This window comes from Citrobacter sp. Cpo061 (assembly GCF_030332845.1).
Classification (GTDB): Bacteria; Pseudomonadota; Gammaproteobacteria; order Enterobacterales; family Enterobacteriaceae; genus Citrobacter; species Citrobacter portucalensis.
Window position 1 is genome coordinate 317,113 of record NZ_JAOWHB010000050.1, and the last position, 16,553, is coordinate 333,665.

The 16,553-nt window shown below is 51.3% G+C and carries 13 protein-coding genes and 1 tRNA gene; 9 read left to right on the top strand and 5 right to left on the bottom strand.

Annotation, left to right across the window (positions count from 1 at the left end; all coding sequences use genetic code 11):
• The first annotated feature begins 4 nt into the window (after nt 1-4).
• From OGX97_RS16430 to sfmF, 3 genes are read left to right on the top strand one after another with little or no spacing between them, the layout of a single operon-like run.
• Nucleotides 5-2,626: a fimbrial biogenesis usher protein gene (locus tag OGX97_RS16430; protein ID WP_279850409.1), complete on the top strand. Its 2,622-nt coding sequence runs from the start codon at nt 5-7 to the stop codon at nt 2,624-2,626.
• Nucleotides 2,627-2,630: 4 nt separating this feature from the next.
• Nucleotides 2,631-3,638 carry a type 1 fimbria D-mannose specific adhesin FimH gene (gene fimH, locus OGX97_RS16435; protein ID WP_048214757.1) on the top strand — a complete coding sequence of 336 codons (1,008 nt, stop codon included), beginning with the start codon at nt 2,631-2,633 and terminating at the stop codon, nt 3,636-3,638.
• Nucleotides 3,639-3,672: 34 nt separating this feature from the next.
• A complete protein-coding gene (gene sfmF, locus OGX97_RS16440) occupies nt 3,673-4,167 on the top strand; it encodes a fimbria assembly protein (protein ID WP_187392937.1) in 495 nt (164 codons plus the stop codon).
• 49 nt (nt 4,168-4,216) lie between these two features.
• Here sfmF and fimZ read toward each other — a convergent pair whose 3' ends face one another.
• The 3 genes from fimZ to fimW all read right to left on the bottom strand — a co-directional run bounded on the left by fimZ (nt 4,217) and on the right by fimW (nt 7,138).
• The gene (fimZ, locus tag OGX97_RS16445) at nt 4,217-4,849 is read right to left on the bottom strand and encodes a fimbria biosynthesis transcriptional regulator FimZ (RefSeq protein ID WP_003831119.1); all 633 of its coding nucleotides are present in this window, start codon (nt 4,847-4,849) and stop codon (nt 4,217-4,219) included.
• A gap of 586 nt (nt 4,850-5,435) precedes the next feature.
• Nucleotides 5,436-6,158 carry a fimbria biosynthesis regulator FimY gene (gene fimY / locus OGX97_RS16450; protein ID WP_111465969.1) on the bottom strand — a complete coding sequence of 241 codons (723 nt, stop codon included), beginning with the start codon at nt 6,156-6,158 and terminating at the stop codon, nt 5,436-5,438.
• 386 nt (nt 6,159-6,544) lie between these two features.
• Nucleotides 6,545-7,138, bottom strand: a complete 594-nt coding sequence (gene fimW, locus OGX97_RS16455) for a fimbria biosynthesis transcriptional regulator FimW (protein WP_279850410.1) — start codon at nt 7,136-7,138, stop codon at nt 6,545-6,547.
• Nucleotides 7,139-7,172: 34 nt separating this feature from the next.
• Between fimW and OGX97_RS16460 the strand changes: the two genes are divergently transcribed.
• Both OGX97_RS16460 and OGX97_RS16465 read left to right on the top strand, forming a co-directional pair.
• Nucleotides 7,173-7,352 carry a hypothetical protein gene (locus tag OGX97_RS16460; protein ID WP_048235938.1) on the top strand — a complete coding sequence of 60 codons (180 nt, stop codon included), beginning with the start codon at nt 7,173-7,175 and terminating at the stop codon, nt 7,350-7,352.
• A 39-nt stretch (nt 7,353-7,391) separates the two neighbouring features.
• Nucleotides 7,392-7,468, top strand: a tRNA-Arg gene (locus OGX97_RS16465).
• A gap of 37 nt (nt 7,469-7,505) precedes the next feature.
• Here OGX97_RS16465 and torS read toward each other — a convergent pair.
• Nucleotides 7,506-10,271: a TMAO reductase system sensor histidine kinase/response regulator TorS gene (gene torS / locus OGX97_RS16470; RefSeq protein WP_279850411.1), complete on the bottom strand. Its 2,766-nt coding sequence runs from the start codon at nt 10,269-10,271 to the stop codon at nt 7,506-7,508.
• A gap of 82 nt (nt 10,272-10,353) precedes the next feature.
• Here torS and torT point away from each other — a divergent pair, with 82 nt between their 5' ends.
• Nucleotides 10,354-11,385, top strand: a complete 1,032-nt coding sequence (gene torT, locus OGX97_RS16475; RefSeq protein ID WP_071445821.1) for a TMAO reductase system periplasmic protein TorT — start codon at nt 10,354-10,356, stop codon at nt 11,383-11,385.
• Here torT and torR read toward each other — a convergent pair.
• Entirely contained in the window at nt 11,358-12,050 is a 693-nt protein-coding gene (torR, locus tag OGX97_RS16480; protein ID WP_071445920.1) for a two-component system response regulator TorR, read from the bottom strand. The genes torT and torR overlap by 28 nt on opposite strands.
• A gap of 131 nt (nt 12,051-12,181) precedes the next feature.
• Between torR and torC the strand changes: the two genes are divergently transcribed.
• From torC to torD, 3 genes are read left to right on the top strand one after another with little or no spacing between them, the layout of a single operon-like run.
• The gene (torC, locus tag OGX97_RS16485) at nt 12,182-13,360 is read left to right on the top strand and encodes a pentaheme c-type cytochrome TorC (RefSeq protein ID WP_003831126.1); all 1,179 of its coding nucleotides are present in this window, start codon (nt 12,182-12,184) and stop codon (nt 13,358-13,360) included.
• Nucleotides 13,350-15,890, top strand: coding sequence for a trimethylamine-N-oxide reductase TorA (gene torA, locus OGX97_RS16490; RefSeq protein ID WP_079934821.1), 2,541 nt, complete (start codon nt 13,350-13,352; stop codon nt 15,888-15,890). Before torC ends, torA begins: the two co-directional genes overlap by 11 nt.
• Nucleotides 15,887-16,501: a molecular chaperone TorD gene (gene torD, locus OGX97_RS16495; protein ID WP_048226199.1), complete on the top strand. Its 615-nt coding sequence runs from the start codon at nt 15,887-15,889 to the stop codon at nt 16,499-16,501. The genes torA and torD overlap by 4 nt, the downstream gene beginning before the upstream one ends.
• Nucleotides 16,502-16,553: the final 52 nt, after the last annotated feature.

Sequence of the window (16,553 nt, forward strand, 5' to 3'; positions counted from 1 at the left end):
AACGATGAATAAGACAACGTATTTTCCTGGCCTGTTACCGGGGGTTACGCCACCGCTGGCGGGGGTGGCGTTGTCCACGCTGGCGGCGCTCTTTCCCTCTTTAAGCCATGGGGAAAGCTATTTTAATCCGGCCTTTTTATCTGCGGATACGGCAACCGTGGCGGATTTATCACGTTTTGAAAAAGGCAATCATCAGCCTGAAGGCGTTTATCGCGTGGATATCTGGCGCAACGATGAGTTTGTTGCCACTCAGGATATTCGTTTTACGACCAGCGCGGGAAAAGCCGGGGAGAAGTCTGGTGGGCTGATGCCGTGTTTTGGACTCGACTGGGTGAAGCGCCTTGGCGTCAATATCACCGCATTTCCGGCACTCAGTAAGGATCCGAACGATACCTGCATCAATCTACCTGAGGCGATTCCAGGCAGTGAGATTGCATTTGATTTTTCTACCCTGCGCTTGAACGTCAGCCTGCCGCAGGCGTCAATGTTAAACAGCGCGCGTGGCTATATTCCGCCGGAGGAGTGGGATGAAGGGATCCCGGCTGCGTTGGTCAACTACAGCTTTACCGGCAGCCGCGGCAGTGACACTGACAGCTATTTCTTAAGTATGCTCAGTGGCCTGAACTATGGCCCCTGGCGCTTGAGAAATAACGGCGCATGGAGCTATTCCAAAGGTGACGGATACCACTCACAAAGCTGGAAAAATATCGGTACATGGCTTCAGCGCGCGATTATCCCGCTGAAGGGTGAACTGGTGATGGGCGACAGCAACACCGGCAACGACGTTTTTGACAGCGTCGGGTTTCGCGGGGCGCGGCTCTATTCCTCAGACAGTATGTATCCCGACAGCTTACAGGGCTACGCGCCAACCGTTCGCGGCATTGCGCGTACCGCAGCGAAACTGACCATTCGTCAGAATGGCTATGTGATTTATCAAAGCTATGTTTCACCAGGCGCTTTTTCGATAACCGATCTCAACCCGACGTCATCCAGCGGTGACCTTGAGGTGACAGTGGACGAAAAAGACGGCAGCCAGCAGCGCTATACGGTGCCGTACTCCACGGTTCCCTTGTTACAACGAGAAGGGCGTTTCAAATACGACGTGGTTGCCGGGGATTTTCGCAGCGGCAATAGCCAGCAATCTTCCCCGTTCTTTTTCCAGGGAACATTAATTGCCGGGTTACCAGAAGGCTACACCGCTTATGGCGGTACGCAGCTGGCCTCACGTTACACCGCGGTAGTTTTAGGCACCGGCCGAAACCTGGGGGACTGGGGGGCGGTTTCTGTGGATTTAACCCATGCGCGCAGTCAACTGGCGGATGACAGTACGCATCAGGGGCAGTCTTTGCGTTTTCTGTATGCAAAATCGCTGAACAACTTTGGTACAAACTTCCAGCTGTTGGGATATCGCTACTCAACGCGCGGCTTCTATACCCTTGATGACGTCGCGTATCGCAGCATGGAAGGGTATGAGTATGAATACGACAGCGAAGGCAATCGCCACGACGTGCCCGATGTGAAGAGTTACCACAACCTGAGTTACAGCAAAAAGGGCCGCTTCCAGATTAACATTTCGCAGAACCTGGGAGACTACGGCTCGCTGTATGTTTCGGGGAGTCAGCAAACGTACTGGAATACCTCAGACACCAATACCTGGTATCAGGTGGGCTATGCCAGCGGCTGGCAGGGAATTAGCTATTCACTCTCCTGGTCGTGGAATGAATCGGTAGGCATCTCCGACACCGACCGTATTCTTGCATTCAATATGTCAGTGCCGTTCAGCCTGCTAAGCGGACGGCGCTACTCGCGTGATAACGCGCTCGATCGCACCTACGCCACTTTTAATGCCAACCGCAACAGCAACGGACAAAACAGCTGGCAGAGCGGGATCGGCGGTACGTTACTGGATGGACGCAACCTGAGCTATAGCGTGAATCAGGGGCACAGCAGCACCAACGGTTACAGCGGAAACGCCAGCGCCAACTGGCAGGCGGCTTATGGCACGCTGGGCGTGGGATACAACTACGATCGCGATCAACATGACTATAACTGGCAGCTCTCCGGCGGCGTGGTGGGGCATGCGGACGGTATTACGCTCAGTCAGCCGCTGGGAGACACCAATGTGCTGGTTAAAGCACCTGGCGCGCAGGGTGTGCGGATAGAAAACCAGACCGGCGTGCAAACCGACTGGCGCGGATACGCGGTGATGCCGTATGCCACCGTTTATCGCTATAACCGCGTCGCGTTAGATACCAATTCAATGAACAACAATACCGATGTGGAAAATAACGTTAGCAGCGTCGTGCCAACGCAAGGAGCATTGGTGCGAGCGGCGTTTGATACACGTATCGGTGTGCGGGCGCTGATAACCGCGAAATATGCAGGTAAACCTGTGCCATTTGGATCCGTTGTGCGTGAAAACACCAGCGGCGTGACCAGTATGGTGGGCGAAGACGGGCAAATCTACCTGAGCGGCTTGCCGCTAAAAGGTGAATTGCTGATCCAATGGGGGGAAAGCGCTAACGCTCGCTGCGTGGTGCACTATGCCTTGCCTGAGGAGAGTCTGAAACAGGCGGTGACGCTCACGAACGTGACGTGCGAATCTCCAACGGCGCGACAGGAATAATACGATGAAACGACAAACAGGTTTGTTACTGGGAAGCGCTTTACTGCTGATGGCTCATTCGTCCTGGGCGACGGTCTGCCAAAACTCGAATGGCACACCAACGGATGTTTTTTACGATCTGTCGAACGTCTTTAACAGCAGCAATAATCAGCCGGGGCAGGTGGTGACGTTACCGGAAAAATCGGGCTGGGTTGGCGTTAATGCCACCTGTCCGGCTGGGACAACGGTGAATTACACCTATCGAAGCTATGTCACTGAACTTCCGGTTCAAAGTACCGAGGGTGGTTTTCAGTATCTGAAGCTCAATGACTACCTGCTGGGGGCCATGAGCATCACCGACAGCTATGCCGGGTTGTTTTATCCTCCGCGAAATTATATCCGTATGGGCGTTGACTCGAACGTTTCGAAGCAGAAGCCTTTTGGCGTACAGGATTCAAACCTGGTGTTTAAACTCAAAGTGATCCGCTCGTTTATTAACATGGTGCCGATCCCGCGCCAGACCATGTTCAGAGTCTATGTCACGACCAGTACTGGAGATGCGCTAAGCACGCCGGTTTATACCATCAGCTACAGCGGTAAGGTGGAGGTTCCACAAAACTGTGAGGTGAACGCAGGGCAGATTGTCGAGTTTGATTTTGGCGATATTGGCGCATCGTTGTTCAGCAAGGCGGGGGCAGGAAACCGTCCCGAAGGCATTAATCCGCAGACCAAAACGGTGGCGATAAAATGCACCAACGTCGCTGCACAGGCATACTTAACCATGCGGGTAGAGGCCGAGAAAGCCTCCGGGCAAATGATGGTATCAGACAATCCTGACTTAGGGTTCATTGTCGCCGACAAAACCGGTAGACCGCTGACGCCCAATAATCTGTCCAGCACGATCCCATTTCAACTGGATGATAACGCCGCGGCAAACGTGAGTATTCGGACATGGCCGGTTAGCGTGACGGGGAATAAACCTACCGAAGGGCCTTTTACTGCCCGTGGCTATCTGCGAGTAGATTATGACTAACAAGCAAACGCCAACTTCATGGGCGCTTCTGGTGATGCTGCCCATACTGACATTCAGCTCGTTGTGCCATGCGGCCTCATCGCTGGGCGAAATCAATATTGAACTGCGCGGAAACGTGGTGGACTTTACCTGTGCGGTGATTGCCAGCGACAGCAATAAGTCGGTTGAATTGGGCACCTGGCCAACAAAGCAGTTACAGACCAGCGGGGATACTACCCAACCAGTCGCGTTTACGCTGAAGCTGGAAGGCTGCCCGCCGGGATCCGCGTCAATAACGTTTTCTGGTACTCCGGCCCCCGGTACGACATTGCTGGCGCTTGATGACGCGGTGATGGCGCAAAAGGTGGCGATCGAACTGCATGACAGTGACCGTACGCGATTACCGCTCGAGCAGGCCAGCCAAACCGTAGGGATTGATGAGAACGGCAATGCCACGCTGACCTTTTTCGCCAACTATATCGCGTTAGCAGACGGGGTTCAGCCAGGCCTCGCCAGGGCCGATGCCACATTTATGATTAACTATAACTAATCAATGTGCGGATAAAACGCTCCCGAACGAAGCCTCGCCGGGAGTGCAATTACATTAATTCATGCATTTTTGCGTAATCGATCAGCTCAACGATAGTATGTAAGCCGAGTTTGGCGTAGATGTTAGCTTTGTGAGCACTAATCGTTTTATTGCTGAGTAACAGCTGCTCAGCAATTTCCTTATTAGAGAGCCCATTTGCCAGATAACGCAAAACCGTAACTTCGCGATTAGAGAGCGGCATGTCATTCAATACACCTTTTTTCATATTTATATTGTTAATGAAGTTAAGGGTGTCTGAAGGGAAAAAAGAATATCCCGATAAAATCATTTTTACCGCATTGTAGATATCATTTAAATCCTTTCGTTTACTGACGAAACCATTTGCGCCGGCCCGGATAGCACGCCCGGCATAAAAAGACTCCGATTTGGAGGAGAGAAACAGCACCCGAGTATTCTCCTGCAGAGACTTTATTCTCTTGAGTAATGTAAATCCATCTGAACCAGGTAGTTCAATATCCAGAATGACAAGATCGACAGGGTAAGTGCGCAGGTGCTCTATTGCCGTACGGCTGTCATCGGTCTTCAACACAACCTGGATATTACTGTTTTTTTCAAGTAGTACTTCTATCGACATTCTGACAATAGGGTGTTCGTCCATAATGATAACGGATGCTGGTTTCATTGTTGTATGCCTCAAACTGTATGCGTATCTTGATAATTTTATAAAACATCAGGCGTTATAATATTGTCAAATAGCCAAGGGTTGTTCTGAGGGAGAGTCGAATAAATATTATTTCATCCTTGTTTATTCGGTTGCTCTTCTACAGAACAATGAATTTGTGGAAAATCCATTTCACACTGGGAAAACTAACAATTAATCAGAAAACTATGGGGATTATACCTGCTCTGTTCTTTCGGAAAAGGCTTACAACATTCAGGTTGTTAATGTCAGTTAGGATGTTCTAAAAGATCCAGATGTGTTAATGACTATTGGCATTATTTTACTGCTGTTTGAATTATGGCAGACTGAAAAAAATTTTTAAATGGTAAAAACAATACAATAAACTAATTGTTTAGGATTTGTTAAGGTGGGAATGACGCTATTTGTGCTGATATGCACAGAATCAGTATGGTTTACTGGGGTGGTGGAAGTTAGCATAATACCAGGAATAGTTGTAAATATTAAATAGTTGTGAAATTTAGATCTTTTATCTCATATAAAAATAAGTAATTTCCTAAAAAATCTTATGGCACATAGGGTTAGGGTGTTAAATTAAATGAGCAGAGGTAACGCTGAGGCGATGTATCAGGTGCAAAAAACGCTGCCGGTTTGCTAAGCCCAGACGCGCAATCAGCTGGTTCAAGCGATAGATGATACGGTGGTAGGGGCGAGCTTGTAACAAAGCAATCTCTTTTAAGGAGTTACCTTGTAAGAGTAATTCCACCATCTCCCAATCGAGTTGGTTTATGTGCCTGGAGTGAATATAGTTAAGGACTGGCGACAATAAAGCGCGGCGCATCTCCGGGAGGCGCAGGCTACGTGACAAGATATAAAATGGACCGGACAGAGAAATAAAAGGGATTAGGTCTTCATCGTGGCGGGAAAGCAATATGAAGATTTGGATGTTATTCCGCGGTTTAATTAGCTGGCGCAGATACTCCAGAACATCAAAATAAGAGATTGTTAAACCTTCCATATCAACCACTAACTGACTAATTACCGACTCTCGCAGGCTGATTTTGGCCGATTCAATGGTCTGGAAGATCGCGGTACGTGCTCCTGAAAATAAATGTCGACCCAGCGCATAGGCCAGATAGTAATCTGTCGTAATAATCGCCTGAGATATAGTGTCACTCGGTAATGTGTATTCGAGTTTTTGCGTCAGATACTCAAGTTGGTCAAATACCTGTGATGTGTAGTGAGGATATTGCCAGGTACAGTTAGTGTTTCGTATACGGCGAAGTCGATCCCGGCGTTTTGCGCTGTGCATCCTTTTCCATTCCATTTCTGTTGCGGCAGGTCTGGATAAATTGCCGACTATAAACATCCCTGACCCAAATTTTCTCCAGCATAAAGGCGAGTTTCCTTGTGCTGTTGGGTTTCAATGCTTCAGCAATCATCAGACTGGCAATTGCGTATCCCATCAGAATAATCTGCCGGAAGTTTTCTGATGTCTTACTCAATGCCCAAAAAGTCGTTTTATCCAGTTCAACCTCTCTATGGGATTAGATAAAATATTACCGGGTGTGTCTTTCTGTTACCCCGGAAATAGTAAGCCAGGATTATTCTGGCAGCATGGAGATAGGTACAGTAGGTGCCGATACTTAATTGGTGATGAGATTTTTCTCAATAAAAAACCAGGCAGAGAGATGCCACCTAATTTTGTAGAAAGTTCAGATGCGCCCGGATGTATCTTAAGAATTGCTGATCGTTTTTCACATGCAGCTTTTTCATAATGCTGCGACGGGTGGCTTTGGCCTGAATTTCGCTTACCGAGAGCAAGTGAGCTGTTTCGGCTAAGGTATAGCCGCTGGCGAGAAACATTAAGAACTGACGTTCTTCGATAGAAAAGTTGCGAGTGGTGCAGTAATGGCAGATGGTTGCGGGCACGTTGTTGCGCAGCGCACGTTTTTGCAGGATGAGGACTAATTTTTTAGTCATTTCCTCAACGTCATCTTCCCGATAGATCAGTGGCAACATGTACAGGCAGGGCCGGAACATCAGCTTATCTATATCGTTTCTGTTACAGATGACAACCCGGTGTTGGCGGCGGGTATGGACCGGAATCTGATAGCAATCGGCGCTGAGCCAATCTTCATCCAGGGAAATAAACGCGATGTCAGCGCGATCGATATCCTCGACAGGCAAAAAGCAAATCTCCTGATGCCACTGGTTTGCCAAATGGGAGATGATAATTTTTAGTCCATGTTCGAAGTGACTGTTTTCTTCCTTGATGGCGATACTTAACATTAAAGAGTTCCTGAACCGCTGGAGGGGTAAGGGAATGTTAAGCAAAATCATAAATATTCTAAATACATGTATCCCTAAATCTGGCGTTTCGTGGGCTGAGTTGTTACCAGGCGATTTCCTGGATACCCTTGAACCAGCAGAAAAAATCAACATTCGTTCACTTCGCCAGCAACTGAAACAAAAGGCATTGACTCAGCAGGCGCTGACCGTATAATTCACGCGTTTCATCTGCATGAAGTAATCACTTCGCAATGCGCCCTTAGCTCAGTTGGATAGAGCAACGGCCTTCTAAGCCGTAGGTCGTAGGTTCGAATCCTACAGGGCGTACCATTTAAAGTCAGTCTCTATGCTCAGCTTCAACGTACCGTTACGCGCGGGACGGTTTTTCTTTTTCCAGCCAACGTTCTACCTCATAAAGACTTTGTTGGATCTCCTCTCTGAGTGAAAAATCACCCAACGGCTGCTGTTCAAGTGCCGCACACATCGTGCTGGCTGAGCGCATTCCCATGCTGGCGCAGCTGCTTTTTAGCTGATGCGTCAGACGTTTTATCCGCTCGTCGTCATGTGCTGCGCGGGCAGCGTCAATCTCATCTAATACAGGAAGAGTGTGTTGCTTAAAGAGCGCTAACCATTCATGCACCTTTTGCCATCCCATAACCTGGATATCTCCAGACAACTGCTGAAAATCTAACCGTTTGTTGTCATTTTCTGATGCAAGCGGGAGAGTCGCACTACCGTGCAGATAATGCGTAATAAGTCGACTGAGTTCATCCCGGGGGACTGGTTTTTGAATAATCCCAAGGAACAGGGTGCTGGTTCTTTGGCTTAGCGTTTCGTCGATAACGTGCGCGCTAAAGCCGATCAGGTTAAGTGCCGGATAGTCGTGGGCTAACTGCTGTGCCAGCGTGATCCCGTCGATATCAGGAAGATCGAAATCAACCAGAGCAGCATTGTAGTGTGTATCTTCCTGCAATATTTTTAGCGCCTCAGCGGCACAGCTGGCAGCAGTAACCTGTGCGCCATTGAGGATGAGCATTTCAGTACTGATACGTTGTGTAAGAGGATTATCCTCGATAAGCAATAAGCGTAAGCCCTGTAACGATATGGAGCGTTGCGCGGGTTTCATGATGGGCATCGTGGTTGCCCGCAATGGCAGACGCAGCTGGAAACAACTCCCGACGCCGGGCGTGCTGGTGACGCTCAGCTCTCCCTGCATTGCCTGAGCGAGACTGGCGCTGATGGTTAGTCCGAGTCCGGTTCCACCTCGTTTACTGCTTACCTGAACAAACGGCTGAAAAATATCGTGCTGGCGGGCAGGGTCAATACCACATCCCGTATCTTCAACCTCGATGTACCAGTTTTTGCCCTCACATCGGCTACGCAGGATGATGTGTCCCCGATCGGTAAAGCGTAGTGCGTTGTTTAATAAATTAGTAATGATTTGCCGAATGCGGCGCGGATCGCCACGCAGGGAAGCGGGAACGTCATCGGCAAAATCCGCAACCAGCACGACCGGGCGACCAGCAACGCGGCTGTTCATGAGTTGAAGCGTACTTTCCAGCAAGGGTTTGGGTTCAAAAGGCTCATCGCCTATTGCCACATTTTTTCCACCGGCTTCGATGGCGGAATAGTCCAGGATATCGTTGAGGATGGTCAGCAAAGACTCGCCCGAGTCGGTGATTGCGCGTAGATTTTCCCGATGCTGTGCCAGGGCGGGATTGTCTGAGAGCAACTGCGCAGTGCCGAGGATACCATACAGCGGGGTGCGTATTTCATGGCTCATGGCGGCAAGAAACGCCGATTTTGCCTGGTTAGCTTTTTCAGCTTCTGCACGGGCCTGTCGGTGTTCAGATACCATAGAACGCAGCTCGGCGGTGCGAGCTTTAACCTGTGCAGCCAGATGTTCGCGATGGCTATTGAGGGCGTGAACACTGCCGCGAAAGGCATCCATCAACCGCCCGATGGTATCCAGTTCACGAACGCCTGCGGTTTCCGGGAATGGGGAGTCAATATCTCCCTCAAGCAGACGCTGTAACGCCTGGGTTTGCTGTGCCAGTGGTCGAGTGACTGAGCGATAAACCACACGCCAAAGTATAAGAATCAGTAAACATAATGACACGCCACCTAACAGCAGCAGCAAGTGTTGCCCGCGCAGGCTGGTCTGTTTGAGATGCGCCAGTCCACTTTGATTACGCTGGCCGATGATTTCCACCAACTGGCTGACTTCGCTACTGAAACGGGTAAATTGCTCGATATTATTCTGCGATAAGATCTGCAATTGGGTCGTGATGTCATTATCCTGGCGATACAGGGACAGCAGCTCAACATAACGGCTAATCGTATTGACGGTGTTGGCCACCTGAGTGCGCACCACGGGATCTTCAATACGTATTTGTCGGCGCTGAAGTACTCTGACGGCGGCATTCAACTGGTTTTCCAGCGCAGCGAGGTTATTCTGCGCCTGGTTATTCCCCAGGTTCATGACCATTTGCTGCACGCGTAGCGCACTCAGGCGCAGTTCATTCATCTGGTTATAATATTCCAGATCGATATCGATGAGCCTGTCCAGCGCGTGTTCAGCGGCCTGCCCCTGATGGCTCTCAATCAAATCGTAAATGCTGGCCTGTGTCGCACCCGCCGACGTGGCGGCATTACTGGCCTGACCGCGTGCCATTTCGGCAACGTCAGCGGTGGCCTCAATAATTTGCTGGCTGAGTTGTTGCTGTTGAGCGCGTAATTTCAGGCGTTCGCCAACCATCTCCCCCTGATGGCTTAACGACCGGGCGATTTCTTTCTCCTGCTGTTCAATGGCAGAAGTATCAAAGCCCTGCTCACGAAGGGTTTTGAGTAATGTGGTTATTTTCAGACTCTGGGCGGTTAACATTCTCCCCTGAGCCAGCCACATATTTTCATTGTCTGCGGTGGTCAGATTTTGTGCGGAAAACAGTTCCCAGGCGCTGGCTTCGCTGAGCTGGCGTGCCATATCCATGGTTGGAATTAGCGCCTGGGTATTGGCCTGCTCAACCTGGCTGACAAAACGCAAGTTATACCAGCCTGTCAGCGTACTGATGAGAGTCAGTGCCGCCATCAGCGCAAAGCCTATCCACAGTCGTTTGGTCAGAGATAAATTCACTGTCTGGTCGCCACAGATTAAAAAGGTTGAGTCCAAAAGAGGAAAGCAACTAGGATAAAGCCTTATCAATGTTGAGGCTATCATGCGCGTATTGGTTTTCCTGTTAATCACGCTTTTTCCCGGTTTGAGTCATGCGGCTGGGGCCGCATTGCTGCGCTGGCAGGATACGCAGCAGGCAGTCCCGGAACTGCAATCGGACGTTACTGCAAACAAAGTCTGGAAACTGTGCGCGCTGTATCCCAGCCTGAAAGACTCCTATTGGCTTTCCGTGAATTACGGCATGCTTGAGGCGGCGAGAAAATACGGGGTAAGTCTGAAGGTGTTAGAGGCGGGAGGGTATCGTCAGTTCTCCACGCAAAAAACACAAATCGCCCAGTGCCAGCAATGGGGCGCGGATGCCATTTTGTTAGGCAGTAGCACGACGACCTTTCCAGATTTGCAGACCCAGGTTGGATCGCTGCCTGTTATTGAGGTGGTGAATGCGATCCATGACGCGACGGTAAAGGCGCGGGTTGGGGTTCCGTGGTTTCAGATGGGGTACCAGCCGGGCCGCTATCTGGTCAAGTGGAGCGGCGGCAAACCGTTAAAGGTTCTGCTATTGCCAGGACCTGATGACGCCGGAGGCAGCCGCGAAATGGTGGCAGGATTCCGTCAGGCGATTGCCGGTAGTCAGGTGCACATCGTGGATGTGGCGTTGGGGGATAATGATATTGAAGTTCAGCGCAACCTGTTGCAGGAGATGCTTGAGCGTCACCCGGATGTCGATGTGGTTGCCGGTACGGCAATTGCTGCGGAAGCGGCGATGGGAGAGAAGCGGAATCCGGGGGCGCCGCTAACCGTGGTCTCTTTTTACCTGTCGCATCAGGTGTATCGCGGACTTAAACGCGAAAGAATCATTATGGCTGCCAGCGATCAGATGGTCTGGCAAGGTGAACTGGCGATTCAACAGGCGATCAGGGTGCTACAAGGGCAACCGGTACCGGAAAATATCAGTCCGCCGATCCTGGTGCTCACCCCGAAAAATGCCGACAGCCAGCATGTTCAACGCTCGCTGTCTCCTGGCGGGTTCCGTCCGGTTTATCTGTATCAGTACACGTCGGCCGCTAAAAAATAACCTTCGCCGTGCTGCGTCACCAGTAAATCAGCCCGTAGCTTGTGGCGCAAACGGCGGATCAGTACATCTACGGTGCGTAAGTCTGGATTGTCTACCCGTCGTGCCGAAAGCATACGCAGTAAACGTTCGCGGCTGAGAATTTCCCCCGGATTGGTGACAAAGGCGACCAGCATTTCATACTCGGCGCGGGTGAGTTTGATCGTCTCATCGCCCAGCTCCAGGGTATGCCGGGAGACATTCAGACAGTATCCGGCAAACTGATAGCAGTTATCTTTGGTCTCCGGCTGTGTCTGGCGGGCAAGATCGATACGCCAGAGCAAATTTTTAACCCGAACCACCAGTTCACGAAGCTCCAGCGGCTTGGTGACATAATCATCAGCGCCCATTTCCAGGCCAACGATCCGGTCAATTTGATCGCTACGACCTGTCACCAGAATGATCCCCACCGTTGAGCGTTCGCGCAGGGCGCGGGTCAGCATTAAGCCATTTTCGTCCGGTAGGTTGATATCCAACAGAATGAGATCGACAGGATATTGTGACATTATTTCACGCAGACCAGCTCCGCTGGCAGTGACAGAGACATGATAACCTTCCTGTTCAAAATATGCCTGTAACCTCGCCTGGGTAACGGGTTCATCTTCAACAATGACAATGTGATGCGGCATCCTGATGGTGTTCTCTTTCTGTTCATATCTGTTCACATTGTGCCGTAAGCCATTCATCCTGACCAGTGTTGCTGTTCACATTTGAGAAATAAGATCCTCTGTAACTAAACCATAAGATTACAGGGGCTATTATGCGGAAACTATGGAGGGCGCTGCTCAGACCGAGCGCACGTTGGTCAGTGTTGGCGCTGGTCGTCATCGGGATTGTGGTCGGTATTGCGCTGATCGTCTTGCCGCACGTTGGTATTAAATTAACGAGTTCTACCGAGTTTTGCGTGAGCTGCCACAGTATGCAGCCGGTTTACGAAGAATATAAACAGTCTGCGCATTTTCAGAATGCCTCCGGGGTGCGCGCAGAATGCCATGACTGCCACATTCCATCTGATATTCCAGGCATGGTGAAACGTAAGCTGGAGGCCAGCAACGATATTTACCAAACCTTTGTTGCCCACTCTATTGATACTCCAGAGAAATTCGAAGCCAAACGCGCTGAGCTGGCGGAGCGCGAATGGGCGCGAATGAAGGAGAACAACTCCGCGACCTGTCGTTCTTGTCATGACTATGATGCGATGGACCACGCTAAACAACATCCTGAAGCTGCGCGCCAGATGAAGATTGCGGCCAAGGACAACCAATCCTGTATCGACTGCCATAAAGGTATTGCACACCAGCTTCCCGATATGAGCAGCGGTTTCCGCAAGCAGTTTGATGAGTTACGCGCCAGGGCGAACGACGATGGCGAGACGCTCTACTCTCTGGACATCAAACCTATTTATGCCGCCAAAGGTGATAAAGAACCTGCAGGCTCACTGCTGCCCGCTTCTGAAGTGAAAGTGTTAAAGCGTGACGGTGACTGGCTGCAAATTGAAATTGTGGGCTGGACCGAGAGTAATGGGCGTCAGCGCGTGTTGGCGCAACTGCCGGGCAAGCGCATTTTTGTGGCTTCCATTCGTGGCGACATCCAGCAGCACGTGAAGACGCTGGAGCAAACCACCGTTGCGGAAACGAATACGCCATGGAGTAAATTGCAGGCCACTGCCTGGATGCAGAAGGGCGATATGGTCAACGATATCAAACCTATCTGGGCTTATGCCGACTCGCTCTATAACGGAACCTGTAACCAATGCCACGGTGCACCAGAGAAAGAACACTTTGATGCTAACGGTTGGATTGGCACGTTGAACGGCATGATTGGATTTACCAGTCTGGATAAACGTGAAGAACGTACCTTGCTGAAATATTTGCAGATGAATGCCTCTGACACTACGGATAAGCCGCATGGCGATAAGGGAGAAAGCAATGAAAAATAACGATCTCTTTCAGGCATCGCGCCGACGTTTTTTGCTGCAACTGGGCGGCTTGACCGTAGCTGGTATGTTAGGGCCTTCGCTGCTCACGCCGCGTAGCGCTAATGCCGCAGAGGTGCAGGGGGCAGGCGTCAAAGAGGGGATTCTGACCGGTTCTCACTGGGGGGCGATTCGTGCCACCGTGGTCGACGGTCGTTTCATTGAAGCCAGGCCGTTCGAGCGCGATAAATACCCGTCAAAAATGATCGCCGGACTCCCGGATCACGTACACGGTGGAGCGCGTATTCGCTACCCGATGGTCCGCGTGGACTGGTTGCGTAAACGCCATCAGAGCGATACCTCACAACGTGGAGATAACCGCTTTGTGCGCGTTTCGTGGGATGAAGCGCTGGATTTCTTCTATCAGGAGCTGGAGCGCATTCAGAAGACTTATGGTCCGAGCGCGCTGCTAACGGCCAGCGGCTGGCAATCGACCGGGATGTTCCACAATGCTTCCGGGATGCTGGCGCGTGCCATTGCGCTGCATGGCAACAGCGTGAGTACGGGGGGCGACTATTCCACCGGTGCTGCTCAGGTCATTCTGCCGCGCGTAGTCGGGTCAATGGAGGTATATGAACAGCAGACCTCCTGGCCACTGGTACTCGAAAACAGCAAAACCATTGTGCTGTGGGGTTCTGACCTCATCAAAAACCAGCAGGCGAACTGGTGGTGTCCGGATCATGATGTCTACGAATACTACGAGCAACTGAAGGAAAAAGTGGCGCGGGGCGAGATTTCGGTCATCAGCGTTGACCCGGTCGTCACCTCGACTCATGACTACCTGGGCCGTGACAAGGTTAAGCACATCGCCGTGAATCCGCAGGCTGATGTACCGCTACAGCTGGCGCTGGCACACACGCTGTATACCGAGAAGCTCTACGATAAGCATTTCCTCGAGAACTACTGCGTTGGGTTTGAGCAATTTCTGCCTTATCTGCTGGGAGAAAGTGACGGACAGCCTAAAGATGCCCAGTGGGCGGAAAAAATCTGCGGGATTGATGCTGAGACAATCCGTGAACTTGCGCGGCAGATGGCGGGCGGCAGAACGCAAATTATTGCTGGCTGGTGCGTGCAGCGTATGCAGCACGGGGAACAGTGGGCGTGGATGATCGTGGTGCTGGCCTCAATGCTCGGGCAAATTGGCTTACCCGGGGGGGGATTTGGCTTTGGCTGGCACTACAACGGCGCGGGCACCCCAGGGCGTAAAGGCGTTATCCTGAGCGGATTTTCTGGTTCTACCACCGTTCCACCGGTACATGACAGCACCGATTATAAGGGCTACAGCAGTACCATCCCGATCGCGCGTTTTATCGATGCGATTCTGGAGCCGGGCAAGAGCATCAACTGGAACGGTAAAACCGTCAAGCTGCCACCGTTGAAGATGTGCGTTTTTGCCGGGACCAACCCTTTCCATCGTCACCAGCAGATCAACCGTATTATTGAGGGCTGGCGCAAGCTGGAAACCGTTATCGCCATCGACAATCAGTGGACTTCGACCTGTCGATTCGCCGATATCGTATTACCGGCGACGACCCAGTTTGAACGTAACGATCTCGACCAATATGGCAACCACTCCAACCGCGGCATTATCGCTATGAAGCAGCTGGTGCAGCCGCAGTTTGAAGCGCGTAATGATTTCGATATTTTCCGCGATCTTTGCCGCCGCTTTAACCGTGAAGAAGCGTTCACAGAAGGGTTGGATGAGATGGGCTGGTTGAAGCGCATCTGGCAGGAAGGAAGCCAGCAAGGGAAGGGACGCGGTGTTCATCTTCCGGCTTTCGACGTTTTCTGGAATCAGCAAGAGTACGTTGAATTCGAACATCCGCAGATGTTTGTCCGTCATCAGGCCTTCCGCGAAGATCCCGACCTTGAACCTCTGGGGACGCCGAGCGGTTTGATCGAGATCTATTCGAAAACTATTGCCGATATGCAATATGACGATTGCCAGGGGCATCCGATGTGGTTTGAGAAAATCGAACGTTCACACGGTGGGCCTGGATCGCAGCGTTGGCCGCTGCATCTGCAATCCGTCCACCCGGATTTCCGTCTGCATTCACAGCTCTGCGAGTCCGAAGCGCTGCGTAAGCATTACGCGGTAGGTGGCAAAGAGCCGGTGTTTATTAACCCGCAGGATGCCAGCGCCAGGGGGATCCGCAACGGCGATATAGTTCGTGTATTTAATGCGCGTGGACAAGTGCTGGCCGGCGCGGTTGTCTCCGATCTCTACTCGCCGGGCGTGGCGCGCATCCATGAAGGTGCCTGGTACGATCCTGATAACGGTGGAGAAAGCGGAGCGCTGTGTAAATACGGTAATCCGAACGTGTTAACCCTAGATATCGGCACGTCTCAGCTGGCGCAGGCGACCAGTGCGCATACTACGCTGGTGGAAATTGAGAAATATACCGGTAAGGTGGATAACGTGACGGCGTTCAGCGGCCCGATAAAAATGGTGGCGCAGTGTGAATATGTCCCGGCACAGAAGGTGACGTCATGATGAAACACACCTCCCTGACGACAGAACAGATGGCCTGTGTTTATGCATGGTTGGCGCAAATGTTTTCCCGGGAGCGTGACGGTGAGGGATTAGCGCAATTGCAGTCCAGCGAAATGACGGAGTGGTTCACCGTGCTCAAAGGTGAACCGTCGCTTGAGGCGGATGTTCTTTTGCTGGAAGCGAAAATTGCCGCGCTCAAGGTACGTGAAGACGCTACCCTGGAACTGGCGGCTGATTTTTGCAGCCTGTTCCTGATGTCGGATAAACACGCCGCGTTACCCTATGCGTCGGCTCATCTTGAAGAAGGGCCAAACTACGGGGTCATTAAACAACTGTTATCTGATGCGGGCATGCAGGTAAGCGATACGTTTAGCGAATCAGCCGATCATCTGGCGATTTTTATCGAATTGCTGAGTCATCTGCATTTTTCTCTTGGTGAGCCAGGGGGGAGCCGTCAGCGTATTGATGCGTTGCGCAGAGAAACGCTGGCGGGGCTGTTACGCTGGTTACCGGAGTTCACCGCTAAATGCCGCCGATATGATGACTTTGGTTTCTACGCTGCGTTGAGCCAGCTGCTGCTGGCATTTGTCAGGCTGGATCATCAGAACTGAGTGATGGCCTGAGCCACAGAAAAACGGGAGCACATTCGCTCCCGTTTTAACC